The following is a 24,890-nucleotide window of genomic DNA, read 5'->3' as shown; positions in this document are numbered from 1 at the left end:
GTTCGAACAAGCCCTACCCGCCCTGCCCGGCCACGATGTTCACCGTGATCGCGATGATAAACACGTTGAAGAAGAACGCGATGACGCTGTGCAGCAGAACCACGCGGCGCAGATAGCGGCTGGTGATCTGCACGTCGGACACCTGGAAGCACATGCCGATCACGATCGCGAAATAGACGAAGTCCCAGTAATCCGGCTGCGCTGTGCCGGGAAACTCCAGCCCGGTGTGCTTGTCGCCGAAATCGCCGTAGAAGCCGTGTGCGTAGTGGATCGCGAACATGGTGTTGAGGAACAGCCAGCTCAGCACCACGCTGGTCGCCCCTACCGCCAGCGCCAGCACGCCACCGGCCTTGGCCGCATGCAGCTCGTTGCTCAATGCCACCAATACCACCGTCGACAGCACGATGCCGCTCCACAGCACGCCCCAGCGCCCTGTGTCCTGCGCCTTCGACTGGCTGCGCATATGGCTCGTCGAGGCTCTGTTGAACAACCGCGCCAGGATGCTCAGGAACACCACGGCAGCCAGATCGAAAGCCAGCAGGATGGCCGTGGCCACACGCAGTTTCATTTCCATCAGCACAGCGCTGGCCACCAGAAAAATGATCAGCGACACAACCATCCGCGGCCGCGCCCTCACGTAGTGAAACGGCCGCCAGCGGCGCTTTCTCCGTGGAGTCTTTACATCTGTTTCGCCGCTACTCATGCAAGCCTCCATGGCGCAACCATCGGCGCCGGCACGCAGCGATCATACCGGGAGTTTCAGACGCGCAGATCGTGATATTCCGGGTGCCGCCCGATCCAGACGGCGGCATACGAGCACGCCGGCACGACCTTCCAGCCTTCGTTGCGTGCGGCTTCGAACGCGGCCTGGACCAAAGCCGAGGCGATGCCGCGCCCGCCGACCTCAGGCGGCACTCCCGTGTGGGTGATCGTCATCACGGCGCCGGTCAAGGTGTAGTCGAGTTCGCATTCGGCGCCATCCACCTCGGTCTCGAAGCGATGCGCGGCGCGATCGTGCTTGATGGCGAACGGCATGTGGACTCCCTGCTGCAATGACAGTGTGCTGTAAAGACAAACTGCGAGCATACGGCGTGCACGAGGCAACCGCACGTGAAGCCCGGGCTCCGATTCGTTCGCGCCGGCTGCATGAACTGTCCGGCACAGTGCGCGCTTGCCTAGCATCCCCCCCCAATAGGAGCATTCCATGAAGAAATCTGCATCCGCCCACTGGTCCGGCGGCATCAAGGACGGCCAGGGCACGATCTCGACGGATACCAAGGTATTGCGCGAGGCACCGTACGGTTTCAAGTCGCGTTTCGAGGACGGCCCCGGCACCAATCCGGAGGAATTGATCGCCGCGGCACATGCCGCCTGTTACTCGATGGCGCTGTCGCTGGGACTGGGCAATGCCGGGCTCACCGCCGACAGCATCGACACCCAGGCGACGGTGACTCTGGAGAAAGACGGCGACGGCTTCTCGATCACCGCCGTGCACCTGGCCTGCAAGGCCAAAGTGCCCGGCGCCGACGCGGACACGTTCGACAAGATCGCGCAGGCCACCAAACTCGGCTGTCCTGTCTCCAAGGTGCTCAAGGCCACCATTACGCTGGATGCGAGCCTGGAAGGTTGATCGTCGGCACATCGGCTCAGCCGGCGGCGACCTCGAAATGGCGCGGCAATCCAGCAGCCTCACCTTCGCGGCGCAGGCGCACCGCCTGCGCCAGCCGCTGCAGTACCTGCACCGAGCTGTCCCAGTCGATGCAGCCGTCGGTGATGCTCTGGCCATAGCGCAGTGGCTGGCCGGGCTGCAGTTCCTGGCGTCCGCCGAGCAAATGGCTTTCCACCATGACGCCGAGGATGCGCCGCTCGCCGGTGGCAATCCGCACGGCGATGTCGTCGGCCACTAATGGCTGGTTCTCCGGCGTCTTGCCGCTGTTGGCATGGCTGACGTCGATCATCACCCGCGCCTGCAGCCCGGCCTTGCCGATCGCGGCACAGGCGGCATCGACGCTGGCGGCATCGTAGTTCGGCGCCTTGCCACCACGCAGGATCACATGACAGTCGCCGTTGCCGCGGGTGGCGGCCACGGCAGCCTGGCCGTCCTTGGTCACTGCCATGAAATGGTGCGGCTGCGAAGCGGCCTGCACCGCGTCCACCGCGATCTTCACGTTGCCGTCGGTGCCATTCTTGAAACCGATCGGGCAGGACAACCCCGAAGCCATCTCGCGATGCACCTGGCTTTCGGTGGTACGTGCGCCGATCGCGCCCCAGGCCACCAGGTCGGCGATGTACTGCGGAGTGATCATGTCGAGGAACTCACAGCCGGCCGGCACACCCAGCGCATTGATGTCGCGCAGCAGACCGCGGGCCAGGCGCAATCCCTTGTCGATATGGAAACTCCCGTCCAGGTCGGGATCGTTGATCAACCCCTTCCAGCCCACCGTGGTGCGCGGCTTCTCGAAGTACACGCGCATCACGATCTCCAGCGCGTCGCCGAGTTCACGGCGCAGCGGCACCAGCCGGGCGGCATACTCCAGCGCGGCGCGGGTGTCGTGAATCGAGCACGGCCCGATCACCACCGCGAGGCGGTCGTCGCCGCCGGCGAGGATGTCGTGCAGCACCTGCCGCGAGGCGTCGACGGTGGCCATCGCAGCGTCAGTGGCTGCGCAGTCGCGCATGACCTCGGCGGGCGTGCTGAGGCGGGTGATGGCGCGGATGCGCAAGTCGTCGGTAGGGTGGTGCATGGCGGCTCTCCTGGAGGATTTTCCGGTGGCGGCCATAAAAAAACCGCCGGTGATGGCGGTTCGGTGTGGTTATGTCGATCAGATCAAAATGATCGCGCCCGCGCCGCCGCCGTTGGCTTCGGATAGCCGTAAAACCAGAAATACAGGCGGGCGGTGGCTGAATGCATGGCGACATAGATAACACAACGGACGTCCAAATCAAACTTCGAACCGTACTGACGATAAACTCCCGGCATGCTTTCTCCCCTCGATCTGCTGACCCGTCCAGCCCGTGAGCCGATCCGCCGCTGGGTCCTCAAAGCCTTCCCGCGCGCCGATACCGGCAGCCTCGACTACGACAATCCGCACGGCGACCCTGGTCTGTTCGGACCGGATAGCGCGACCTGGCGCGTGCATTCGGATTTCCCCGGCATGCTGGCCGGCGGACTGGCCGCACTGACCTTGCAGACGCTGCATCCGCTGGCACTGGCCGGCGTATGGGATCACTCCAATTTCCGCGGCGACCTGCTCGGGCGCTTGCGCCGCACTACCGCGTTCGTGGGCGGTACCACCTATGCGCCGCGCGCGCAGGCCCAGGCGCTGATCGAACACGTGCGGCAGATCCACGCGCACATCACCGGCCATGGCGAGGATGGACGTCCGTACGCTGCGAACGATCCCGCTCTGCTGACCTGGGTACATGTCACCGAGGCGTACAGCTTCCTGCAAGGTTATCGCCGCTACAGCCACATAGCCCTTCCGGCGGATGCGGCCGATCGCTACTACGACGAAGTGCGGCGGATTGCCGAAGCGCTGGGCGCCCACGCGGTGCCAGCCTCGGAACAGGCGGTCAACGATTACTTCCAGCGCATCCAGCCCGAACTGGCTTATACCGAGCGCTCGCGCGTGGTGCTCGAACTATTGTCGCAAGTGAGCCTGCCGGTGCCCGCTGCCGCCTTGTCGCGCGATCTGTTCCTGCATGCCGGCGCTGCCTTGCTGCCGGACTGGGCGACCGAACGGCTGGGCCGCACCCCACGGCAACAACGCCAGGCACGACTGGCAGCCCATGCGCTGTGGACCGTCGCTCCGGTCTTTCGCGCCGCACTGAAGGATGGCATCGCCGGCCGCGCCTGCCGGCGCATGGGCGTGCCGGCGGAGCGGTTGCAACACTGGGCGTAGATCCACCGCAGCGGGCCTGGCATTGACACCTTCGTCCCATCGGCTAACGTCGTGCGACAGCGTCAGCCAAGGACCTTCGTGGCAACACTCATTCCGACCCGCAACAGCTGTCTGCCTCGCATGACCGGCGGCGAGAAACGTGTTTCCGAGCGGCTGGAGCAGAAGCTCGAGGACGACTACCTGCTGTGGTACGACGTACCGGTCGGGCTGAAGCAGCGCCATCCGGACTTCGTGGTGTTCCATCCGCGCCGCGGCCTGCTGGTGCTGGAGGTGAAGGACTGGAAGGCCGACACCATCCGCCACGCCGACAGCACCCAGTTCACGCTGGTCACCGATCGCGGCCTGGTCAAGGAGAACAACCCGCTGCTGCAGGCGCGCGCCTACGCGCTGGAAATCGGCGTGGTGCTGGAGCGCGATCCGGCGCTGCGCCACCCGCAAGGCAGCCGCTACGCCGGCAAGCTGATCATGCCGTGGGCCTGGGGCGTAGTCCTGGCCAACATCACCCGCAGACAATTCGACGAAGGGGCGCTGGGCGAAGTCCTGCCCGAGCATCTGGTGATCTGTCGCGACGAACTGTACGAGACGGTCGACGCCGAAGCGTTCCAGGAACGGCTGTGGGCGATGTTTCCGCAGGTATTCCCGGTGACGCTGACGCTGCCGCAGATCGACCGCGTGCGCTGGCACCTGTTTCCCGAGCTGCGGGTCGAGCCCGGCAGCGGCCAGTTCGGCTTGTTCGGACCCACCGCCGCGGCGGTGCGTCCGCTGGAGATTCCCGACCTGGTCAAGGTGATGGACTCGCAGCAGGAACAACTGGCGCGTTCGCTCGGCGACGAGCACCGGATCATCCATGGCGTTGCCGGCTCCGGCAAGACGATGATCCTCGGCTTCCGCGCGATGCAGCTCGCGCGCGAGCTGGGCAAGCCCATCCTGGTGCTCTGCTACAACAAGACGCTGGCCGCGCGGCTTGAGCAGCTGATCGGCGAGCGCGGCCTCAGCGAGAAGGTGCAGGTCTACAACTTCCACAAGTGGTGCCGCAAGATGCTGGTGGCGTACCACGTGCCGCTGCCGTCCGGCAAAGACAAGGCGTTCTTCGAAGCGTTGCCGCCCGCGGTGATCGCCGGCGTGGATAGCGGCCAGATTCCGCGTTTCCAATATGGCGCCGTGCTGATCGACGAAGGCCACGACTTCGAGCCGGACTGGTACAAGCTGATCGTGCAGATGATCGATCCGGCCACCAATTCGCTGCTGGTGCTGTACGACGACGCGCAGAACATCTACGGCCAGGCCGACCGCCGCAAGATCAGCTGGAAGAGCCTGGGCGTGCAGGCGCAGGGCCGCACCACCATTCTCAAGCTCAATTACCGCAACACGCTGGAAATCCTCTCGGTCGCGCGCGGCTTCGCCCAGGAACTGCTCGAATCACGCGGCGACGATGACGACGGCGTGCCGTTGATCGCGCCGCAGAGCGCCGGCCGACGCGGCGCGCTGCCCGAACTGGTGCGCACCGATACCGCCGGCGCCCAGCTCGACCTGCTGATTGCGCGGCTGCGCGACGAGCACGCCCACGGCCGGCCGTATTCGGACATGGCGGTACTGTTCCGCAACCAGTGGGAAGGCGAAAAACTGCACGAGGCCTTGCAACGCATCGGCATCCCCAGCCGGCTTGCCGACAACACCGGCAAGCACGCCTTGTTCGTGGTCGAGGACAGCGTCAAGCTGGTCACCATGCATTCCAGCAAGGGCCTGGAGTTCCCGTTCGTGATCATCCCTGGCCTGGGCTCGCTGCCCAAACCCGGCCAGAGCGAGGCCGACGAGGCGCGCCTGCTCTACGTCGCGATGACCCGCGCCACCGAACACCTGCTGCTGATCCACCACGACGACTCGGTCTTCAGCAAGCGCATCCGCGATTCGATCAACGAGGTGCAGGAGCAATTGGAGGGCCGCACCTGATACGACTGCGCGGCTATCTGCGCGAGCGATATGGCGACAACAACTCGTAGTCGTCGAACAACCCCGCCGGCAACAGGTAACGCGGCTCGCGTCCGCTGGCGAGCAGCTCGCGGATACGGGTGGCGGAGATCTCCAGCGGAGTGACCGCCAGGTCGATCACGCTGCCCGCGCTGGCTTCACGCCACACGGCAGCTGCGTCGACGCGGCGATCAGCGATCTCGCGCTGCAACTCATCGGGCAACGCGGCCGCTACACCGGGCCGGCTCAAAATTCCGATATGCGCCAGATCGAACAGCTCGCGCCAGCGATGCCAGCCGGGCAAGCCGGCGAACGCATCGGCGCCGATCAGCAATACCAGCGGACGCGTACCTTGCTCTGCCCGCAATTCGATCAAGGTGTCGATCGTGTACGACGGGCCGTCGCGCTCCAGCTCGCGAGTATCCAGTGTCAGTCGCGACTGGCCCTGCAGCGCGGCACGCAGCATCGCCACGCGCTGCGCTGCCGACGCGATCGGCACGGGCCGATGCGGCGGCATGCTGGCGGGCATCAGGCGCACATCGGCATCGAGCAGCTCGGACGCTTCCCACGCCACACTCAAATGCCCCTGGTGCACCGGATCGAACGTGCCGCCAAAGAGGGCGAGCGGTTTCACGCCAACGCCTTGGCCGCGCGCGGTTCGGCGATCGCGGCGATCAGCCGCTCGGCTTCCTGCCAAGGATTGCCCTGCTCGCGGCCCTTGACCATGCGGTCGATGCGCGAAGCCCGTGCCAGGCATTGCAGCCAGTGTTCGCGCGGCGCGCGGCGCAGCGCCTGACGGAACAATTGTTCGCGCGCCTGCCACAGGTGTTCGGCACGGATCTGCGCGGCAAGATCATGGGCATTGGCCAGGCGCAATGCCAGTTGCAATTGGTTGACCAGCCAGCCCATCAGCGCCAGCAGTTCGTCGCCCTCGGAACGCAGCCCGGCCAGAATGCGCAGCGCGCGGGCGCCATCGCCGACGAACGCGGCATCGGTGAGCTTGAACACGTCGTAGCGGGCGCTGTCGGCCACCAGGTTTTCCATCTCCGCCGCATCGATGCGACCTTGCCCATGCAACACGGCAAGCTTGTCGATTTCCTGCGCGGCGGCGAGCAGATTGCCTTCGACACGCTCGGCCAGCAATGCGGCGGCGTCGGGCGTGGCGGACAGGCCGCGCGTGGCGAGTCGCGCCGTGATCCATGCACCCCATTGATCCGGCCGCGGCGAGTTGAACACCACCATGGCGCCGCTGGCATCGAGCTTCTTGCTCCACGCGCCGTCGTGCTTGTTGCTCCACTCCATCGCGGTGACGAGCAGGGTGACATCCGGCGGCGGGTCGGCGCAGAACGCGTTGATCGCCTTGGCACCCTCGGTGCCGGGACGGCCGGTGGGCAGGCGCAAGTCGATCAGCCGGCGGGTGGCGAACAGCGACATGCCTGCAGCGGCGCGGGCCAGATCGTTCCAGTCGAAATGCTGGCCGACGTCGAGCACTTCACGTTCGCTGTAACCCAGCTTTCGGGCCTGCGCGCGCAGCGCATCGGCTGCTTCCAGCACCAGCAGTTGTTCGCCGGCGAGCAGATATACCGGCTGCAGACTGTCTGCCGCCAACGCCTTCTGCCACTGGCCGGAACTGAGTGGCATCAGTGCGTGCTGGAGGCGGTCGCCGGTGCAGCCAGCTCGTGTTTGGCTGCGGCCTGCAAGCGGAACAGGATCGCCTGCACCATGTCGTCGTTGAGGCTGCGCTGGATCTCCTGCACCTGCGACGCATTGCCGACGGTGTTGGTGGCGTCGTAGCTGTATTCGCGGGACATGTCGATGCGCTGGTGCGGCACCAGCGTACGGCCCTCGGCGTCGGCCACGTCGAACTGCACCTGATAGCGCACGGCGTATTCGGTGATGCGCACATAGCCGCCGGCACTCAGCGTGTCGCTGCTGAACGCTGCCACCGGCACGCGCAGTTCGGCGATGCCTGCGCCGCTGTTGTCTTCGACTGTGACCCCGGAGGTTTCCAGTGCGCGCGTCAGATGGCGCTGAAGCTCGCCGCCACCGCTGACGGTGAGATGCACCCGCTGCATCTGCGGCGGCAAGCTAGCGTTCTCACGCAGATGAAAGCCGCAGGCGCTCAGCGCGAGCGCCGTGACCAGCAGCAATGGGGCTTGGAACAGGCGACGCGCTTTCATGAAGCTCATGGATTTCATCCTGCGACGATGTTGACGATCTTGCCGGGAACCACGATGACCTTGCGCACACTCATGCCTTCCAGGAAATGCGCCACCTGCGGCAGCGCACGTGCTGCAGCCTCGGCTTCTTCCTTCGAGGCATTCGCGGCCAGTTCGATGGTAGCGCGCAACTTGCCGTTGATCTGCACCGCCAGCGTGACGCTGTCGCGCACCAGCGCGGCCGGGTCGGCCTTGGGCCAGGGCTGATCCTCCAGCACTGTTTCGGCGTGACCAAGCACCTGCCACAGCGCATGGCTGATGTGCGGCACCACCGGATTGAGCAGCAGCACCATCGCTTCCAGCGCGTCATGGCGTACCGCGCGGCCTTGCTCGCTCTGATCGCCGAATTTGCTCAGCGCGTTAAGCAATTCCATCAGCGCGGCGATCGCGGTGTTGAACGCATGGCGCCGGCCGAAATCGTCGCTGACCTTCTGGATCGTCTCGTGCAGTTGGCGACGCAACGTCTTCTGACCCGCATCCAGCACCGATGGATCGGTGACCGGGTGATCCGGGCTCGCGGCATGCGCGGTCACTTCGCGCCACAGCCGCTTGAGGAAGCGCGCCATGCCTTCGACACCGGCCTCGCTCCATTCCAGCGACTGCTCCGGCGGGGCGGCGAACATCGAGAACAGCCGCACCGTGTCGGCGCCGTACTTGTCCACCATGGTCTGCGGGTCGATGCCGTTGTTCTTCGACTTGGACATCTTCTCGGTGCCGCCGATATGCACCGGCTGGCCGTCCGCCTTGAGTGTCGCGCCGATCACGCGCGCCTTGTCGTCGCGCAGGATCTCGACCGCCGAGGGATTGATCCAGTCCTTCGAGCCATCGGCGCTGTCGCGATAGAACGTCTCGGCGATCACCATGCCCTGGCACAGCAGGTTCTGCGCCGGCTCGTCCGAATGCACCATGCCCGCGTCACGCAGCAGCTTGTGATAGAAGCGGAAGTACAGCAGATGCATGATCGCGTGTTCGATGCCGCCGACGTACTGGTCGACCGGCAGCCAGTAGTTCGCGCGCTCGTCGATCTGCGCGTTCGCACCGGGGCTGGTGTAGCGCGCGTAGTACCAGCTCGACTCCATGAAGGTATCGAAGGTATCGGTCTCGCGCTCGGCCGGGCCGCCGCATTGCGGGCATACGCACTTGCGCCATTCCGGATCGGCCTTGATCGGCGATTGCACGCCGGAGAACGCCACGTCCTCGGGCAGCACCACCGGCAGCTGATCTTCCGGTACCGGCACCGCTTCGCACTTGGGACAGTAGATCACCGGGATCGGACAGCCCCAGTAACGCTGGCGGCTGACGCCCCAGTCGCGCAGGCGCCAGTTGACCCGGCGCTGACCCTTGTCGTCGCCTTCCAGCCTGGCGGCAAGAAAGTCGAATGCCTCGCGATACGTCTTGCCGTCCAGTTCGCCGGAATTCACCACGCGCATGTCGGCGCGGGTCTTGTCGGAGTACCAGTCCTTCCACTGGTCCGGATCGTAGTCGGCGTCCGCACCAGCGACCGCGATCACCTGCTTGATCGGCAAGCCGTACTTGTGCGCGAACTCGAAATCGCGCTGATCGTGCCCGGGCACCGCCATCACCGCACCGGTGCCATAGCCCATCAGCACGAAATTGGCGACCCATACCGGTACTTTTTCGCCACTGACCGGATGCACGGCGAACAGGCCAGTAGCCATGCCGCGCTTTTCCTGCGTCTCCAGCTCGGCCTCGGAGACGCCGCCATGTTTCAGCTCATCGAGGAAGGCAGCCAGCTTCGCATTGCCCTGCGCCGCCTTGACCGCCAGGGGATGCTCGCTGGCGATCGAGACGAAGGTGACACCCATCAGCGTATCCGGACGGGTAGTGAATACCGTCAGCGGCTCGGCTTCGCCCTCGACAGCAAAATGGATTTCCAGCCCTTCGCTGCGGCCCAGCCAGTTGCGCTGCATGGTCTTGACCGCGTCGGGCCAACCCGGCAGCGTGTCCAGCCCGTCCAGCAGTTCCTGTGCGTAGTCGGTAATCCGCAGGAACCACTGCGGAATCTCGCGCTTTTCCACCACCGCGCCGGAGCGCCAGCCGCGACCGTCGACGACTTGCTCGTTGGCCAGCACGGTCTGGTCGATCGGATCCCAGTTCACCACCGCGTTCTTGCGGTACGCCATGCCTTTCTTCAGCAGGCGGGTGAACATCAGCTGTTCCCAGCGGTAATAGTCCGGGCGGCAGGTGGCGAACTCGCGCGACCAGTCGATCGCGTAGCCCAGCGACTTCAGCTGGCTGCGCATGTGGTCGATATTGGCGTACGTCCATTTCGCAGGCGCGGTCTGGTTCTTGATCGCCGCGTTCTCGGCGGGCAGGCCGAACGCGTCCCAGCCCATCGGCTGCAGCACGTTCTTGCCCTGCATGCGCTGGTAGCGGCTGATCACGTCGCCGATCGTGTAGTTGCGCACATGCCCCATGTGCAGCGCGCCCGACGGGTAAGGCAGCATCGACAGGCAGAAGAACTTCGGCCGCGAGTTGTCCTCCTTCACCTCGTACGCATGCTGCGCGTTCCAGTACAGCTGCGCAGCGGCCTCTACCGCCTGCGGCGCATAGCCCTCCGGCGTGCTGCCCTGATCGGAAGAGTTCGGGTCTTGATGAATGTCCTGCATGATTCCGGTGCCGTAATGCGGTTGGTGCAGGCCGACGAAGCCGGCTGCGGCGAACTGGTCAGACTAGCCCAGCGCGAGCCGGGCGCCAAGCGTGAGACCCTCAGCCGGCCGGGCAGACGGGAGTCTGGCCATTGCCGAGCAGGCGCGCCGCCGTGGCGATCTGTGCCGCCAACGCGCCGATCGCACGCTGGTGCCCCTGCACCAGCGCGTCGTACCCCGGCCCGACCGTTTCATTGATACGGCTGGTGCAGGCCAGTGCAGCGGGATGTTGTCCGCGCAACAGCCGCACACTCCACGCTCCCTCGATCAGCGCGTAACTGCCCGGCTGCGAGTCGAATCGGCGCAAATCCAGCTTGATCCGCAGCAACGGTTTGTCGTTGCCGGGCAAGCCACTGACGTCCTGGCTGTGCAGCTCGCGCGCCAGATCCGCCGACAACGCACTGCGCACTTCGTCGTTGAGCGGTGCGATCCAGCGTTCGCTGCCGAGCAAGGCCACGCCCTGCCCGCCTTCGCGCACCACGAGTTGTGGCTGGTCGACCTGCGCCGGCACGCTGACCGGCAGCAATTCGAACGGTAGCGATGGCGTGGCCGGCTGCGCAACCAGCCCGCCGGCTGACTCGTCAGCCGGCGCAACCAACGTGTAGTAATGCAGCGGTGCCGACGCGCAGGCGGCCAGCGCCAGCGCGGCTCCCGTGCCCAGCAGGCGCATGGCGATACGAATCATGGCTGGCTCCCTTGCGACGGTTTGGCAGCCGCTGCCGGCGGCGTGTTGGTGGCAGGCTTGTCATCGGGCCGGCGGCCGCGGACCAGCGCCTCCGGATGCTCGCCCAGGTAATCGGTAAGTACCCGCAGCGAACGCGCCATGCGCTGCACCTGCTCCAGTGTGGTGCCCAGGTTCTGCTGCAGCGGCGAGTCGCCGGACAGCGCATCGCTGGCCGTGCCCATGGTTTTCTGCACGCCCTTCAAGGTGTCGTTGAATGCTGGCAAGGTCTGGCCGTTGACCTGCTTCAGCGTAGCGTTGAGCCCGGCCAGGGTCTGGTCCAGATTCCTGCCTATGCTGTCGAACGGAATCTTGTCGAGCTTGTCGACGATGCTGGCCATCTGCTCCTGCAACTTGTCGAAGCTGCCCGGAACGGTGGGTATCAGCAGCGGTTTGGCGTTGGGATCGAACACCACTGGCGCCGCGCGCGGCACGAAATCGAGCGCCACGTACAACTGGCCGGTCAGCAGGTTGCCGGTGCGAGCCTGCGCGCGCAGGCCCTGCCCGACCATGCGTCCGAGCAATTGCGACAGATCGGGATTCTCGCCACGCGCCTTGGCCAGTGCCACCAGCTTGTCGTAGGCCTTGCCGAGGCGCTGCGGATATACCACCGCGCCCACGATCACCGGGAAACGCTGGGTCTTTTCGTCGTAGTCGAGATTGACCGACACCACCTTGCCGATATTGATACCGAGGAACTCTACCGGCGCATCCACCGCCATCCCCCGTACCGATTGCTCGAAACGCATGCGGAAATAATGCGGCTCGCCATCGGGCGGCGCCATCGCCGTCGTCTGATCGGCAAACAGCTGGTACGAGGTCAGCTCGGCGGCCGGCGTGCTGTCATGCGGGCCGCGCGGATCGAGAAACGCGATGCCGCCGGCCAGCACCGAGGCTAGTGACTGGGTGTTGACCTTGAGGCCTTGGGCTCCAAGCGACAGATCGATACCGCTGGCGTTCCAGAAGCGGGTGGAAACGGTGACGAACTTGTCGTTGGGACCATCCACGAAAATACCTATCGAGATGCCCTTGCCGTCCTTGTCCAGGTCGTAGGACACCACCCGGCCGACCTGGATGCGCCGGTAATAAACCGGCGAGCCGATATCCAGCGAACCGAGGTCGTCGGTATGCAGCACATAGCTGCGGCCCGGCGCACCGTGGTTCACCGACGGCGGCGTTTCCAGTCCCTTGAAGTCTTCCTGCGGCGTCGAGGAGTCGCCCACGTCGACGCCGATGAAAGAGCCGGACAACAAGGTGTCGATGCCGGATACGCCGCCCAGCCCGATACGCGGACGCACCACCCAATAGCGTGTGCCTTCGGTGGCGAAACTCTCGGCGCTCTTCTCCAGCGCCACGGTGACCACCACGCGCTTGTGATCGGCGCTGAGGCGGATCTTCTGCACCTTGCCGATCACCACATTCTTGTACTTCACCGGCGTCTTGCCCGCATCCAGGCCCTCGGCGCTTTGAAAGCTGATGCTGATCTGCGGGCCAGCCTGCAGCCAGTAGTTGACCACCAGCGAGAGACCCACCAGCGCCGCCAGCGCCGGCACCAGCCAGATCAGCGAGGCATTGAAGCGCCGCCGCTTCACTACCGGCCGCGGCAGCTCGCCGTCGTTCGGGGGAGGCGGTTCAATGTGGCTGTCGTCAGTCATCTGTATCCCTGCCATCCCAGATCAACCGGGGGTCGAAACTCATCGAGGCCAGCATGGTCAGCACCACGGTCAGGCCGAAAAAGATCACGCCAGGCAGCGGTTCGACCAGACTCAACAGGCCGAAACGCACCAATGCCGTCAGCAGCGCCACCACGAATACATCCAGCATCGACCAGTAGCCGATGAACTCGACCAGCCGGTAGAGCTTGGCACGCTGTGGCCGTGCCCAGTCGCTGCCGCGCTGGCTGCTCAGTAGCAGCGTACCCATCGAAAGGAATTTCAGCATCGGCACCACGATGCTGGCGGTGAACACGATGACCGCCAGATCCGGTGAGCCCTTGACCCACAACTCGACCACGCCGCTGATGATGGTGTTGTCGTCGATGTCGTTCAAGCTGGCCGTGCGCATGATCGGCAGCACATTGGCCGGGATGTACAGCAGGAATCCGGTGATCAGCAGCGCCCAGGTGCGCACAAAGCTGTTCGGCTTGCGCCGGTGCAGCGCCGAGCCGCAACGCGGGCAAACCATGTGGCCGCCTTCAAGATACTCGTCGCCAGGCCCGCTACGGCAAGTCAGTCCGCACACGTGGCAGCCGATCAAGCCGAGTTCCGCAGCGCGCGGAAACGCGCTCATGCCGGATCCTCCCGTGTGAGATCCCACAGCTGGCGCAGATCGACACCGGCGAAGATGGTGATCAGCAAGGTCAGCGCGGCATAGGCATAGATGCCCGGATCCGCCACCACGTCGAAATAGGTGTGTGCCTTGACGATGGCCACCAGCGCACCGAGCACGAACACCTCACTCATCGTCCACGGCCCGACATGATGCAGCACCACCATCAGCCGCACGAACCCCGGCGCGCGCCGGCCCGCCCGGGCAAACCACAGCAGCCAGCCGAGCACCAGCATCTTCGTCAACGGAAAAAAGAACAAGGTGACGGCGGCCAGCACCGACACCACCTGCGCCTGCTGCTGCCACATCGCGATGATCATGCCCCATAGCGTGGTGCCGCTATATTGCCCGTTCAGTCCCAGCGTGACGATGGGCCACATGTTCGCCTGCACGAACACGATCATCGCGGTCAGCACCAGCGCCAGCAGCGCGTTCACGCCCAGCGGCTGATGCCGCTCCAGCTCCGCCAGGCAGCATGCGCAGCGCGCCACTTCACCACGCTCCAGCGTGCGGCGACGGTAAACCGTGTCGCAGTGCTCGCAGATCAACAGCGTTCCTGGTGAGGCCGTGCTCATGCAGCCGATGCCTTGCTCTGGCGTGACGATGCGTGGATTCTCGCAAATCTGAGGTGAACGCGGTAAACGGCTTGATATGCTGGGCAATGCCCCGATCTGAACCGGCATCCGCCGAGCTGGAGTTTCCCGTGACCGATGCCACCCTCACCGATCATGTCTTCGATGTCGATCAGCAAACCTTTGAAACCGAGGTGCTTCAGGCTTCCCTGACCACACCGGTGCTGGTGGATTTCTGGGCGACCTGGTGCGAACCGTGCAAGACACTCGGCCCGATGCTGGAAAAGCTCGCCGCCGAATACAACGGCGCGTTCCGGCTCGGCAAAGTCGATGTGGACAAACAGCAGGAACTGGCCGGCATGTTCGGCATTCGCAGCGTGCCCACGGTGGTGCTGGTGAAGGACGGCCAGGTACTCGATGGTTTCGCCGGCGCGTTGCCTGAGGGCCAGCTGCGCGAATTCCTGTCGCGCCATGTGCAACCGCTGGAAGCGGCCGAACAAGCCATCGAACAAGAAGCCGTGCCGGAAAATCCGGAGCAGGCCATCGACCGGCTGCAGCAGGCGATCGCCGCCGAGCCGGGCAAGTCCGAACTGAAACTCGAACTGGCCCTGGCACTGATGCACGCCGGCCAGACCGATGCTGCCGAAGCAGCCTTGATGGCGCTGCCCGCCAATCTCGCCATCGATGCACGCGCGGTACGTCTGCGCAGCGAGCTGGACCTGGCTCATGCGCTGAAAGATGCGCCCACACGGGCTGAATTGCAGCAACGCTTGCAGACCGACGCCGGCGACTGGGCTGCGCGTGATCAGTTGGGGGTTCGCCTGCTGCTCGAAGGCGATGCCGAAGCCGGCCTAGAACAGTTCCTGCTCATCCTGCAGAAAGCTCGCGACTGGAATGAAGGTCAAGCCAGGAAACGCCTGCTCGCCGCGTTTGCCACGCTCGACGATGCCGAGCTGGTCGGCCGCTATCGGCGCAAGATGGCTTCGTTGCTGTTCTGAGCACCGCCACCGCGGCGCTCGCCCGCTCATCCCCATCATGTAGGAGCGACTTCAGTCGCGATGCTTTCAAGGCTGGAAAAGCATCGCGACCGAAGTCGCTCCCACAGTCACTGCCCGGATTCCGACACATGCGCGCATCCACTTTCCGCCGCCTGCTCAACCTGTGGCCGCCGTTCCTGTGCAACTCCATCCGTGTACAGGCGCTCAGCGACGACTATGGCGAGGCGCGGGTGGTACTGCGGCTGCGCCCGTGGAACCGGAATTACGTGCGCAGCCAGTTCGGCGGCAACCTGTTCTCGATGACCGATCCGTTCTGGATGCTGCTGGTGATGCATCAGCTCGGCAACGATTACTACGTGTGGGACAAGGCCGGTGCGATCGATTTCATCGCGCCGGGGCGCGAGGATGTCTACGCCCATTTCAAACTGGAACCCGTCGTGGTCGACGAGCTTCGTGCAGCGGCCGCGGGCGGCGAGAAAGTGCTGCGCTGGTTCGAGACCGAAGTGAAGACCGCCTCCGGCGAGGTCATCGCCATCGTGCGCAAGCAAATCTACGTGCGGCTGAAGCCGAAAGCGCGCTGATCCTGAGTTTGCCCCCTCCTTCAAACGGCAAAGCTGTCGGTAGGGGACACCGCATACCTCAGGTTCTTCGCGCCTTGTCTTCTACAAGGCGTGTCATTCCTGCTCGAATCGCGCGACCTCGTCCAGCGCCGCCTGCGCACGGCGGATGCTGCCACCGGAGTTGGCATCGTCGAGCTTGCGTGCCAGCACTGCACGTTCCGGCCGACGCGACCAGCGATGGAACCTCCACGTCGCAAACAAGCCAACCGCGCCGATCGCCAGCTGGGCCCAGATCGCCAGTGGCGCATTGGTCATGATCGCACCGCGACTCAATACCACCAGCAACGGCGCTGTCAGAAACCACCATGGCAAACCGACCGCTACCGCACCCCAGAATGCATAGGTTCGCCGCAATCGCAGCAACTGGCGCTGGATCGCCAGCACCGGCGCGCCATAGTCGATGCGGGCGACCTGCGTCTGCACCGCCGCACCCACGATGATCAGACCCACGCAATAAGCATGCATCACCACACCGGCAATCAGCACGGCGGGATCGCGCCAGTGAGCGATCCAGATCGGCGCCAGCACCAACAAGCCGAGTACGCCGATCGCCATCTGGATCGCCTGTCCCCATGCCAGCGGCCGTAATCCGCGCCGCAGCTTGTCCAGGCGGCCATCGCGAAATAGTTGCAGGCTCAATGTGTGCTGCTGTTCCAGCCGGCGATCCAGCGCCTGCCAGGCGATTTTCATCTCGTCCAATTCCATGCTCATGCTCCGGTAGTCTCCGCGGCGGTCATCTGCCCGCGCAGTTTCTGTTTGATGCGGCCGATCTTGGTCGCTACATTGGTTTCGCTGATGCCGAGGATCTCGGCTATATCGGCGTAGCCGCGGTCTTCCAGGTACAGCAGGATCAGCGCGCGGTTGAGCGGATCGAGCTGGCCGATGAACGCGTACAGCGCCTGCAGCCGCTCGTCCTGTTCGGCAATCGGCTCGCCCCCGCTGATGGTTTCTAGGTGGTGCGCCTCCAGCGGCTCGAAGCGGCTGGCCTCCGACCAGTGTTCACGCCGCGCCTGCGAAATCGCCACGTTCAACGCAATGCGGTACATCCAGGTGGAGAACTTCGCCCGGGCCTGGTCGTAGCCGCCAAACGAGCGCCACAACTGCGCGCTTATCTCCTGCACCAGGTCTTCGCGATCGGCGGCGCTGCGGCTGTACAGACAGGCCACCTTGAAGACTATCCTGCGATGTTCGCGCAACAGCGATTCGAAGCGTTGCTGATGTTGTCTGGCGGTCATGGACGTCGATGTTCCCTGCGATTCACCACATGATTCGCACGGCCGCGAAAAAAATCACAGCGACCTGCAGCAGCAGCTGCGATTGATGATCCCACCTGCCCCGTCATCGTCGCCAACTGTGCCGGCAGGCAGCTATGCCGCTACCTTAGCGCCGTCCTCTAGAATGAATGACTCTCCCCCTCTCCAGCTGAATCCGCCATGCGCCCCCTGCGCCTCAAACGCTACCTGCTCACCGGCCTGCTCACCTTCATTCCGTTGTGGGTGACCTGGCTGGTGTTCAAGTTCGTGCTGGGCATGCTGGCCGGCATCGGCGCACCACTGGTCAACGCACTGCTGGGCGCGCTGGCGCTGGTGGCGCCGCGTGCGGCCGATACGCTCAACACGCAATGGCTGACCTTCATCATCGCGCTGCTGATTACGCTGCTGGCGCTGTACCTGCTCGGCTGGCTGGCTAACCGGGTGATCGGCCAGCGTTTCATCAACGCGTTCGACGGCCTGCTCGCGCGCATCCCGGTGGTGCAGACGATCTACGGCGGTACCAAGAAGTTGATGGCGGTATTGCAGAACAAGCCGTCCGGCGTACAGCGCGTGGTGCTGGTGGAATTCCCGCGCCGCGGCATGAAAGTGGTGGGCTTCGTCACCCGAGTGATGGTCGAGGACGGCACCGGCCGCGAGATGGCCGCCGTGTTCGTTCCGACTACACCGAATCCCACCGGCGGTTATCTCGTCGTGCTGCCGCTGGGCGAACTGACGCCCACCGATTGGACGATGGATCAAGCCATGGCCTTCATCATTTCCGGAGGTGCGGTAGCGCCCGATACGCTGCCCGCTTCGCCCGCAGCGTTGCATCATGACGCCGCGGAAGATCAGGCATGAGTCTGCGTCACGTCCTGCTGTCCGCTTTGCTTGGAGTTGCCGCCATGACCACGCATGCCGCCGATTCGAACGCCATCGACTGGACCACGCCGGCGGAGGCTGCGCAATTCCGTACGACACCCAGCTATGCCGATACGCTGGCCTATCTGGAACGCCTGCAGCTGGCGGCGCCGAACGTGATCCGCGTGGCTACGTTCGGCACCACGCCGCAAGGCCGGCCGATGACGGTGGTGATCGCCAGCGGTGACGGCACGTTCGATCCCGCCGCCGCACGCAAGGCCGGCAAGCCGGTGGTGCTGTTGCAGGCCGGCATCCATCCGGGCGAGATCGAGGGCAAGGATGCTGGGCTGATGCTGTTGCGCGATATCGCGGTCACCGGCAAGTACCCGCACCTGCTCGATCATCTGGTGCTGGTGTATATCCCAGTGTTCAGCGTGGACGGCCACGAGAACTCGTCGCCGTACCACCGCATCAACCAGAACGGCCCGGACAGCATGGGCTTCCGCGGCCAGTCGCAATACCTCAACCTCAACCGCGACTACGTCAAGGCCGATGCGCCGGAGATGCGCGCGTGGCTGAAGCTGTGGCAGCGCTGGCTGCCGGATTTCCTGATCGACGTGCACACCACCGACGGTGCCGACTATCAATACGACCTGACCTGGTATACCGAGGATCCGCACAAGCTCAATCCGGCCGTGAACGAGTGGCAGCACGACGCGATCTTCAACCACGCGATACCCGCGTATGAGAAGCGCGGCCACCTCGCCTCGATCTATCTGGAGTTCAAGGACGGCCGCGATCCGCGCAAGGGGATAGCGAATTTCGGCTCCGGCACGCGTTTCTCCACCGGCTACGCGGCGTTGCAGAACCGCCCCGCGCTGCTTATCGAAACGCACATGCTGAAGCCATACGCGAACCGCGTGCATGCCACCTATGACCTGGTCGAATTGATGCTGGAGCAAATCAACCAGCACCCGGTGGCGCTGCTGGCCACTACCGCCAGGGCCGATGCCGACACCGTCGCCCGTGCCCATCATCCGCACTCGTCGGTACCGCTGACATTCAAGCCGGATCCGCAATCGACGCCTTACGAACTCAAGGGCTACGCGTTCACGATCAGCCACAGCGACATCTCCGGCAGCCACTGGATCCAGTACGACCCGAGTCGACCGCAGAGCTACACCATCGACAACTGGAACGGCTTGTTGCCGGACCTGTCGATCACCCCGCCGGCCGCCTACGCGGTGCCGGCGCAATGGACCGCAATCATCGACAAGCTCGACGCGCATGGCATCCGCTACCAGCGCATCGACCGGCCGGTGACGATCCACGCGGAGGGCTACCAGCTCGATGATCCGAGCTGGGCGGGCAAGCCGTTCGAAGGCCACTTGATGCTGCGCGACTTCACCCAGCGTACGGCGCCGCGTGAAGTCACCCTGCCGGCCGGTTCGGTGATCGTGCCGCTGGACCAGCGCACCGCCAACGTGGCGATCAACCTGCTCGAGCCGCAGGCGCCCGACTCCCTGCTGCACTGGGGCTTTCTCAATGCGGTCTTCGAGATCAAGGAATACGGCGAGCCCCGCGTGGTGGAGCAGCTGGCGCGCGAGATGCTGGCGAAAGACCCGGCGCTGCACGCCGGGTTCCAGCACAAACTGCACGACGACCCCGCCTTCGCCGCCAACAGCAGCGCCCGTCTGCAGTTCTTCTTCGAGCGCTCGCCGTGGTACACCGCCCAGCACGTCGGCGCCTATCCCGTACTGCGGCTGGATGCCGGGCAACTGCATCATTTGCCGGCGAATCGCGCCCCGACTGGGAGTGACGGCAACCCCTGACCTATGACACTGTCTGACCCATGACGTTTGACCTAGCGTGAACAGGTATGGCCGCGATTCGGGGGGACACGACATCGCGCTCCATCCAGCATCACCGTAACCGCCCGACGGGCAACATCACTCACAGAGGGATATCCATGAGCAAGCAATATCTGAAGCCCCTGGCGTTGGCACTGGCCGTGAGCCTGGGCCTGGCGCTGACTGCCTGCGGCAAACAGGAGCCGGCTGCCAACGCGCCGGCAAGCAGTCCCGGCGCTGCCAGTACCGCCCCGGCTGCCGCCAGCACCACGGCGGCAGCCGACATCGGCAAGAGCATCTTCGACGTCAGCGAGCTCGACCCGAAGATCAACGTCTGCCAGGACTTCAACGGCTTCGTCAATGCCAAGTGGGTGGCTGCCAATCCGATCCCGAACGATCAGACCAGCTGGGGCGCCTTCAATATGCTCAACGAAGCGAGCCTGAAGACTCAGCACGACATCGTCGACGAAGCCAGCAAGAACGCGGACAGCGCCAAAGCCGGCTCGATCGAGCAGAAGATCGGCTGGCTCTATCACTCGGGCATGGACGAGGCGACCATCGAGAAGAATGGCTTCGACCCGCTCAAGCCCAAGCTCGACGCCATCGCCGGCTTGAAGAGCAGCAGCGATGTAGCCGACTTCATCACCCAGCGCTACACCGAAGGCGACGGCCAGGTGTTCCAGTTCGGCTCCGGCGCCGACTTCCAGCATGCCGACATGCAGATCGCATATGCCAATGAAGCCGGTCTGGGTCTGCCGACCAAGGACTACTACACCAAGCCGGACTACAAGGCGATCCGCGATGCCTATGTCGCCTATATCGCCAAGTCGCTCGAACTGACGGGTGTCGCCGAGGCCGATGCGAAGAAGCAGGCCGATGACGTGCTGAAATTTGAAACCCAGCTCGCCGCTGCTTCGCTGACGCCGGTGGAAGAACGCGATCCGAAGAACCAGTACCACTTCGTCAGCGTCAAGGACGCCGGCAAGGTCACTCCGCACTTCCACTGGGACAAGTTCTTTGCCGCCCAGGGCGTGACCGTCGACAAGGGCTTCTCGCTGTCGCAGCCGAAGTTCTTCGCCGAGTTCGACAAGATGCTGACAAGCACCCCGGTCAGCCAGTGGCAGGCTTATCTGCGCTTCCACGCGATCGACGATGCCTCACCGTATCTCAGCAAGAATTTCCAGGACAACAAGTTCGCGTTCTACGGCACCACGCTGGCTGGACAACCGCAACAGAAACCACGCTGGAAGCGCGTGCTGGGCGCCGTCAACCAGGGCATGGGCCAGGCCCTGGGCCAGTTGTACGTAGCCAAGGAGTTCACCCCGGAAGCCAAGCAGCGCGCCGAGGAGCTGGTCACCAACGTGCGCAATGCGCTGAAGGCCCGCATCGAGAACCTCGATTGGATGAGCGCCGACACCAAGGCCAAGGCGGTCGACAAGTGGAACAAGTTCCTGCCGAAGATCGGCTACCCCGACAAGTGGCGCGACTGGTCCGGTCTGGACATCAAGCCGGATAACTACTACGCCAACGTCGAAGCCGCCGGCAAGTTCAACTATCAGTACGACACCGCCAAGATCGGCAAGCCGACCGACCGCAAGGAATGGGGCATGACCCCGCAGACGGTCAATGCGTATTACAACCCGACCGACAACACGATCAACTTCCCGGCCGCGATCCTGCAGCCGCCGTTCTTCGATGCCAAGGCCGACGATGCGATCAACTACGGCGGCATCGGCGCCGTGATCGGCCACGAGGCCAGCCATGGCTTCGACGACGAAGGGAGCCAGTTCGATGGCGACGGCAACCAGAAAGACTGGTGGACCAAGGATGACAAGACCCAGTTCAATGCCCGCACCGGCAAGCTGGTGGACCAGTTCAATGCCTACGCGCCGATCAAGGACAAGCCCGACCTGCACGTCAACGGCAAGCTGACCCTGGGCGAGAACATCGCCGACCTGGGCGGCCTCAACGTGGCCTATGACGCTCTGCAGACCGCGCTGAAAACGGATCCGGCCACAGCCGGCAAGCAGATCGACGGCTATACCGAAGACCAGCGCTTCTTCCTCAACTGGGCGCGCGTCTGGCGCGGCAGCACGCGCGAGAAGCAGATGGAGCTGCGGCTCAACACCGACCCGCACGCACCGATATCGATCCGCGCCATGGCCGCACCGACAAACATGGAAGCGTTCGCCACCGCGTTCCAGTGCAAGCCCGGCGATGCGATGGTGCGTTCGGCCGACACGCAAGTGAAGATCTGGTAAGCCGCTGCCTCTAAGTGCCGCAGATCATCGCGGCACGAATACCAAGGCCCCGCATGTGAATGCGGGGCCTTTTTCGTGGGCCGTGCCACCAGCCTCCGACGGTTTTGCGCTGCCGGCATGCCTCTCTGATATTTCGGTATTGCAAATCATTCTCATTAAAATTATCGTACATGCACGCCCTGGCCGATTCGCGCAGCGACATCGCCGGCACGTTTCATAAAGCTCAGCTTCCCGCCCGCCGTGGCACGCAATCGCCCACACAGCCACCCCGCTGTGCGTGCTTTCTGCTGGCCCGAAAAAGCCACTCATCAGGATCCCCATGGCCTTCATCAACAGCTGCAAGCACCCGATCGCTCCTCGCAAGTCCTCTTCGGCATCCGGTTTGGCGAGCGCCGCCACCTTGCTCACCGGTCTGGCATTGGCCCTTCCTGCAGCCGCCATGGACACGCCTGCATCCACACCGTCCAGCGACGCCCAGGTCGCCAATGCGAAGAACCTGCCTGGCGTGAAAGTGGAAGCCACCAGCAACGACTATCGCGTCGACCGCCTCTCCTCCCCGAAATTCACCCAGCCACTGCTCGACACCACGCAGACAGTCAACGTGATCACCAAGGAGCTGATCCAGCAGCAAGGCGCCACCACGCTGACCGAAGCGCTGCGCAACAGCCCGGGCGTGGGTACTTTTTTTGTCGGTGAAAACGGCGCCACCACCACCGGCGACGGCATCTATATGCGCGGCTTCGACACCTCGGGCAGCATCTTCGTCGATGGTGTGCGTGACCTCGGCTCGATCTCACGCGACATATTCAATATCGAGCAGGTCGAGGTCACCAAAGGGCCAGCCGGCACCGACAACGGCCGCACCGCGCCCACCGGTTCGGTGAACCTGGTCAGCAAGCAACCGCAGCTGGGCGATGGCGTTTCAGGCTCGGTAGCCTACGGCAGCGCCCAGCATAAGCGCGCCACCGCCGACTGGAACCAGACGCTGGGCAGCCACTCCGCCTTCCGCCTCAACGTGATGGGCCAGGACAGCGGCGTACCGGGACGCGACAAGGTCGAGAACAACCGCTGGGGCATCGCTCCCTCCCTGGCCTTCGGCCTGCAGACACCTACGCGCGTGTACCTCGACTTCCTGCATGTGAAGCAGAGCAATGTTCCCGACGGCGGCGTGCCGACCATCGGCCTGCCCGGCTACAGCAGCCCGGACTCGAACCGCCGGTTCCTTACCAGCGCCGCCAGGGTCGATCCCGAGAACTTCTACGGCACCGACAGCGATCACGACGATGTGCAGGCGGACATGTTCACCGCCATCGTCGAACACGACTTCTCGCCCAACATCACCTTGCACAACACCACGCGCTGGGGCCGCACACGGCAGAACTACCTGCTGACTTCGTTCATGGGCAGCTCTGCCAATCTGCTCACACCGAACCCAGCCGATCCGTCGACCTGGACGATTGCGCGCAGCAATCCGACCTTCAAGCAGCAGGTCAACCGCATCCTGACCAATCAGACCAATATCACGGCAACGATAGCCACCGGCAGCTTCACGCACAGCCTCAGTGCCGGTGTCGAGCTGAGCCAGGAGAAGGCGGGCACGGTGGGTCTTGGTACGCGAAGCGCGTGGCCGGCTGCCAACCTGTATGACCCGAGCTCCGATGTCGGCGGCCTGATCTACGGCCCAACCGGCGCCGGCAGCCAGGGCAAGACGAACACTATGGCGGCCTACCTGTTCGATACGCTGAAGTTCAACGAACAATGGCAGGTCAACGCCGGCGTACGGCTGGATCACTACACCACCGACTTCAACAGCCTGGTGGTCTGCGGTGCCCGCAACGGCCCGGCCTGCGGCGCGTTGCCGGCCGGCAGCGTGCTGCCCGGCGTGGACGCCAGCAAATCCGGCAACCTGCCCAACTACAAGCTCGGTGTGTTGTACAAGCCGGCCGCCATCGGCAGCATCTATGCGAACTTCGCCGTATCGCAGGAGCCGCCGGGCGGCAATACGCTGACCTTCAGCGCCGCCGCCAACAGTGCCGACAACCCCAACCTCGATCCGCAGAAGGCACGCACGATCGAGTTCGGCACCAAATGGGACTTGCTCGATGAAAAGCTGCTGCTGACCGGCGCGCTGTACCGCACCACCGTCAGCAACGACCTGGTGCAGGATCCGGTCGACCTGCAGTACTACCAGGTCGGCAAAAAGCGCGTGCAAGGCATCGAGCTGAGCGCAGTCGGCAAGCTCACCGACAACTGGGCGGTCAGCGCCGGCTACACCACGATGGATGCCAAGGTGATCAACGGCAGCGCGGTGGCCAACGATGGCTCCAGCGATCTGGCCTATACGCCGAAAAGCGCGTTCACCGCCTGGACCACCTGGCGCCTGCCGTTCAACCTCACTATCGGCGGCGGTGCCCGCTATGCCGGCGAGATGAAGCGCGGCACCGACAGCGCGATCGGCACGCCGGCCTTCACCGAGGCGTACTGGGTGTTCGATGCGATGGCCAGCTATCCGCTCAACAAGCAGCTCGATCTGCAGTTGAACCTGTACAACCTGTTCGACAAGGACTACGTCGCGGCGATCAACAAGAGCGGCTACCGTTACACCCCCGGCACGCCACGTTCGGCGATGCTCACCGTCAACTTCCGCTTCTGACGTTTGCTTTCGAGCCCT

Annotated in this window: 23 protein-coding genes; 9 read left to right on the top strand and 14 right to left on the bottom strand. The window is 64.3% G+C overall.

Features of this window, described 5'->3' with window-relative positions:
* Positions 1–13: 13 nt before the first annotated feature.
* Together BUA26_RS10120 and BUA26_RS10115 are read right to left on the bottom strand one after the other, a co-directional pair.
* Positions 14–619: a DUF1345 domain-containing protein gene (locus BUA26_RS10120; RefSeq protein WP_255368267.1), complete on the bottom strand. Its 606-nt coding sequence runs from the start codon at positions 617–619 to the stop codon at positions 14–16.
* Positions 620–759: 140 nt separating this feature from the next.
* Complete coding sequence (locus BUA26_RS10115) at positions 760–1,035, bottom strand: GNAT family N-acetyltransferase (RefSeq protein ID WP_072760428.1); 276 nt, start codon at positions 1,033–1,035, stop codon at positions 760–762.
* Positions 1,036–1,204: 169 nt separating this feature from the next.
* Between BUA26_RS10115 and BUA26_RS10110 the strand changes: the two genes are divergently transcribed.
* Entirely contained in the window at positions 1,205–1,630 is a 426-nt protein-coding gene (locus BUA26_RS10110) for an OsmC family protein (RefSeq protein WP_072760427.1), read from the top strand.
* 16 nt (positions 1,631–1,646) lie between these two features.
* Here BUA26_RS10110 and BUA26_RS10105 read toward each other — a convergent pair whose 3' ends face one another.
* Positions 1,647–2,744, bottom strand: a complete 1,098-nt coding sequence (locus tag BUA26_RS10105; protein WP_072760425.1) for a 3-deoxy-7-phosphoheptulonate synthase — start codon at positions 2,742–2,744, stop codon at positions 1,647–1,649.
* 83 nt (positions 2,745–2,827) lie between these two features.
* Positions 2,828–2,980, bottom strand: a complete 153-nt coding sequence (locus tag BUA26_RS20440; RefSeq protein ID WP_178368579.1) for a hypothetical protein — start codon at positions 2,978–2,980, stop codon at positions 2,828–2,830.
* Between BUA26_RS20440 and BUA26_RS10100 the strand changes: the two genes are divergently transcribed.
* Positions 2,979–3,902, top strand: coding sequence for an oxygenase MpaB family protein (locus tag BUA26_RS10100; protein ID WP_072760423.1), 924 nt, complete (start codon positions 2,979–2,981; stop codon positions 3,900–3,902). The two genes, BUA26_RS20440 and BUA26_RS10100, sit on opposite strands and share 2 nt — an antisense overlap.
* Positions 3,903–3,980: 78 nt before the next feature.
* Positions 3,981–5,852 carry a 3'-5' exonuclease gene (locus BUA26_RS10095; RefSeq protein WP_218587804.1) on the top strand — a complete coding sequence of 624 codons (1,872 nt, stop codon included), beginning with the start codon at positions 3,981–3,983 and terminating at the stop codon, positions 5,850–5,852.
* Between the two features lie 13 nt (positions 5,853–5,865).
* Here the strand turns inward: BUA26_RS10095 and nadD are convergent, their stop codons facing one another.
* From nadD to BUA26_RS10055, 8 genes are all read right to left on the bottom strand, one after another.
* Entirely contained in the window at positions 5,866–6,504 is a 639-nt protein-coding gene (gene nadD, locus BUA26_RS10090; protein ID WP_072760419.1) for a nicotinate-nucleotide adenylyltransferase, read from the bottom strand.
* Complete coding sequence (gene holA, locus BUA26_RS10085) at positions 6,501–7,511, bottom strand: DNA polymerase III subunit delta (protein ID WP_072760417.1); 1,011 nt, start codon at positions 7,509–7,511, stop codon at positions 6,501–6,503. Before holA ends, nadD begins: the two co-directional genes overlap by 4 nt.
* Positions 7,511–8,059: an LPS-assembly lipoprotein LptE gene (lptE, locus tag BUA26_RS10080; RefSeq protein ID WP_072761523.1), complete on the bottom strand. Its 549-nt coding sequence runs from the start codon at positions 8,057–8,059 to the stop codon at positions 7,511–7,513. Before lptE ends, holA begins: the two co-directional genes overlap by 1 nt.
* 5 nt (positions 8,060–8,064) lie before the next feature.
* Positions 8,065–10,719, bottom strand: coding sequence for a leucine--tRNA ligase (leuS, locus tag BUA26_RS10075; protein ID WP_072760416.1), 2,655 nt, complete (start codon positions 10,717–10,719; stop codon positions 8,065–8,067).
* Positions 10,720–10,819: 100 nt separating this feature from the next.
* Positions 10,820–11,443: a PqiC family protein gene (locus BUA26_RS10070; protein WP_072760415.1), complete on the bottom strand. Its 624-nt coding sequence runs from the start codon at positions 11,441–11,443 to the stop codon at positions 10,820–10,822.
* Positions 11,440–13,134 carry a PqiB family protein gene (locus tag BUA26_RS10065; RefSeq protein WP_072760414.1) on the bottom strand — a complete coding sequence of 565 codons (1,695 nt, stop codon included), beginning with the start codon at positions 13,132–13,134 and terminating at the stop codon, positions 11,440–11,442. The genes BUA26_RS10070 and BUA26_RS10065 overlap by 4 nt, the downstream gene beginning before the upstream one ends.
* Positions 13,127–13,768 (bottom strand): paraquat-inducible protein A, encoded by a 642-nt coding sequence (locus BUA26_RS10060; protein WP_072760413.1) that lies wholly within the window; start codon positions 13,766–13,768, stop codon positions 13,127–13,129. The genes BUA26_RS10065 and BUA26_RS10060 overlap by 8 nt, the downstream gene beginning before the upstream one ends.
* The gene (locus BUA26_RS10055; protein WP_072760412.1) at positions 13,765–14,382 is read right to left on the bottom strand and encodes a paraquat-inducible protein A; all 618 of its coding nucleotides are present in this window, start codon (positions 14,380–14,382) and stop codon (positions 13,765–13,767) included. The genes BUA26_RS10060 and BUA26_RS10055 overlap by 4 nt, the downstream gene beginning before the upstream one ends.
* A gap of 128 nt (positions 14,383–14,510) precedes the next feature.
* Between BUA26_RS10055 and trxA the strand changes: the two genes are divergently transcribed.
* Both trxA and BUA26_RS10045 read left to right on the top strand, forming a co-directional pair.
* A complete protein-coding gene (gene trxA / locus BUA26_RS10050) occupies positions 14,511–15,377 on the top strand; it encodes a thioredoxin (protein ID WP_072760411.1) in 867 nt (288 codons plus the stop codon).
* A 128-nt stretch (positions 15,378–15,505) separates the two neighbouring features.
* Positions 15,506–15,958: a DUF4442 domain-containing protein gene (locus BUA26_RS10045; RefSeq protein WP_072760410.1), complete on the top strand. Its 453-nt coding sequence runs from the start codon at positions 15,506–15,508 to the stop codon at positions 15,956–15,958.
* Positions 15,959–16,051: 93 nt separating this feature from the next.
* On the opposite strand, the gene BUA26_RS10040 is transcribed toward BUA26_RS10045, so the two are convergent.
* Complete coding sequence (locus BUA26_RS10040) at positions 16,052–16,708, bottom strand: serine/threonine protein kinase (protein WP_143154251.1); 657 nt, start codon at positions 16,706–16,708, stop codon at positions 16,052–16,054.
* Positions 16,705–17,232 (bottom strand): RNA polymerase sigma factor, encoded by a 528-nt coding sequence (locus BUA26_RS10035; RefSeq protein WP_072760406.1) that lies wholly within the window; start codon positions 17,230–17,232, stop codon positions 16,705–16,707. Before BUA26_RS10035 ends, BUA26_RS10040 begins: the two co-directional genes overlap by 4 nt.
* A 198-nt stretch (positions 17,233–17,430) precedes the next feature.
* Between BUA26_RS10035 and BUA26_RS10030 the strand changes: the two genes are divergently transcribed.
* From BUA26_RS10030 to BUA26_RS10015, 4 genes are all read left to right on the top strand, one after another.
* A complete protein-coding gene (locus BUA26_RS10030; protein ID WP_072760404.1) occupies positions 17,431–18,108 on the top strand; it encodes a DUF502 domain-containing protein in 678 nt (225 codons plus the stop codon).
* Positions 18,109–18,110: 2 nt separating this feature from the next.
* Positions 18,111–19,940 carry a M14 family metallopeptidase gene (locus BUA26_RS10025; RefSeq protein ID WP_143154289.1) on the top strand — a complete coding sequence of 610 codons (1,830 nt, stop codon included), beginning with the start codon at positions 18,111–18,113 and terminating at the stop codon, positions 19,938–19,940.
* A gap of 137 nt (positions 19,941–20,077) precedes the next feature.
* Positions 20,078–22,219 (top strand): M13 family metallopeptidase, encoded by a 2,142-nt coding sequence (locus tag BUA26_RS10020; protein WP_072760400.1) that lies wholly within the window; start codon positions 20,078–20,080, stop codon positions 22,217–22,219.
* 319 nt (positions 22,220–22,538) lie between these two features.
* Positions 22,539–24,872 (top strand): catecholate siderophore receptor Fiu, encoded by a 2,334-nt coding sequence (locus tag BUA26_RS10015; protein ID WP_072760398.1) that lies wholly within the window; start codon positions 22,539–22,541, stop codon positions 24,870–24,872.
* Positions 24,873–24,890: the final 18 nt, after the last annotated feature.

Source organism: Rhodanobacter sp. OK091 (assembly GCF_900142825.1).
Taxonomy (GTDB): domain Bacteria; phylum Pseudomonadota; class Gammaproteobacteria; order Xanthomonadales; family Rhodanobacteraceae; genus Rhodanobacter.
The sequence above is the reverse complement of the archived record's forward strand: the minus strand, read 5'-3'. Positions and strand labels throughout refer to the sequence as shown.